This window comes from Glutamicibacter sp. V16R2B1 (assembly GCF_005774635.1).
GTDB lineage: Bacteria > Actinomycetota > Actinomycetes > Actinomycetales > Micrococcaceae > Glutamicibacter > Glutamicibacter creatinolyticus.
This window is the reverse complement of the sequence record NZ_VATX01000076.1, coordinates 1-1,311: the sequence shown is the minus strand read 5'-3', so window position 1 is coordinate 1,311 and position 1,311 is coordinate 1. Positions and strand designations below refer to the sequence as shown.

Here is a 1,311-nt window from a genome sequence, read left to right as displayed (position 1 = left end):
GTGGCTTCGGACATCACTCAGCCATGTGGCGCTCACCTTGCTCCTCGTCCGCTGGACTGCGGACGGAGGCAGGTCCATTGCTCTGGTACTCCTGGCTGTAACGGCTATTCAGGCATCTGCGAGCCTGGCTTGTGTGTCCTTCCGATCGCGGTTGCGTATTCAGTACATCACCGCCATGACAGCCATGCCGGTGGCCGTCGCGACATCGGCTGCCGCTGTCTTCACAGCTGCAGCGTTCGCGTTGGCCGCAATGGTGCTTGGATGAAACAATCGGCCACCGGAGTCGTGGGCCGCTCCTGGTACGGGACCCGGCTCGGCGAGACCGTCCGCCGCGTCGCGGCACCACTTTCTCGGTGATCACATGGCGGCTTTCACCGGGCGCTGTCCTCCACGAGGTCGAACTCCAGGTGAATGCTGGTCAGCCCGCGCAGGATGAAGGTGGGCATGTAGTGGTAGTTGCGGTTGTCGGCCGGGCCGTGTACCCGCTCACTGATCCGGATGTCGGTGGTGCGTTCGAGGAGCCGTTCGATGCTGGCGCGGGCCTCGGCGCGGGCCAGCGGCGCGCCCGGGCAGGTGTGGATGCCGCGGCCGAAGGCGATGTGCTGGCGGGCGTTCGGCCGGGCGGCGTCGAAGGTGTCCGGGTTGTCGAAGCGGCGCGGGTCGCGGTTCGCGGCGCCGTTGACCACCATCACCGTGGTGCCGGCGGGGAGGTCCACGCCGCCCACGGTGACGGGGATCCGGGAGAGCCGGAAGTCGCCCTTGACCGGGCTCTCCAGCCGCAGGGTCTCCTCGATGAAGTTGGGGATGCGGTGGGGTTCGCGCGCGCAGCTGCGCGCTGTAGGTCGGGGTCCTCCACCAGGATCTTCAGCGCGGAGCTGAGGAGGCGGACGGTGGTCTCCTGGCCTGCGGCGAGGAGGTTCGCCGCGACCCTGACCACGTCGATGACCGCCGGGGTCGATCCGTCCGGGAACGTCGCGGCTGCCAGCTGGGTCAGCACGTCGGCGCGCGGGCTACGCCGACGATCCTCGATGTAGGTGGTGAACCTGCCGTAGAGGAACTCCAGCGGGCTGTGGTGCAGGGTCTCCTCACCGGTGCCCCCGACGCCGCTCTCGGCCTGCGGCTGGCGCTGCAACCGGTCGAGGAACTCCTCCTGGTCCTCCTCGGGCACGCCGAGGAGGTCGGCGATGACCAGGAGCTAGTGCCGCTTCCGACAACGTCCGCCCGCTTTGGCGATGTCAAACGTGCTGGTCATGGGCCTGCCTGACCCCGGATGTACAGGCCGACGTTGGCGGGTCCGGCACTAGGCAGAGG

3 protein-coding genes are annotated in these 1,311 nt (G+C 68.3%); 1 reads left to right on the top strand and 2 read right to left on the bottom strand.

Annotated elements, in window-relative coordinates; all coding sequences use genetic code 11:
* On the top strand, positions 1-265 hold a 265-nt coding region (locus tag FDN03_RS16670; RefSeq protein WP_212743948.1), incomplete at its 5' end, for a hypothetical protein.
* 106 nt (positions 266-371) lie between these two features.
* Here the strand turns inward: FDN03_RS16670 and FDN03_RS16215 are convergent.
* A complete protein-coding gene (locus tag FDN03_RS16215; protein WP_249354651.1) occupies positions 372-776 on the bottom strand; it encodes a cytochrome P450 in 405 nt (134 codons plus the stop codon).
* A complete protein-coding gene (locus FDN03_RS16890) occupies positions 689-1,168 on the bottom strand; it encodes a cytochrome P450 (RefSeq protein ID WP_249354649.1) in 480 nt (159 codons plus the stop codon). The genes FDN03_RS16215 and FDN03_RS16890 overlap by 88 nt, the downstream gene beginning before the upstream one ends.
* Positions 1,169-1,311 lie beyond the last annotated feature (143 nt).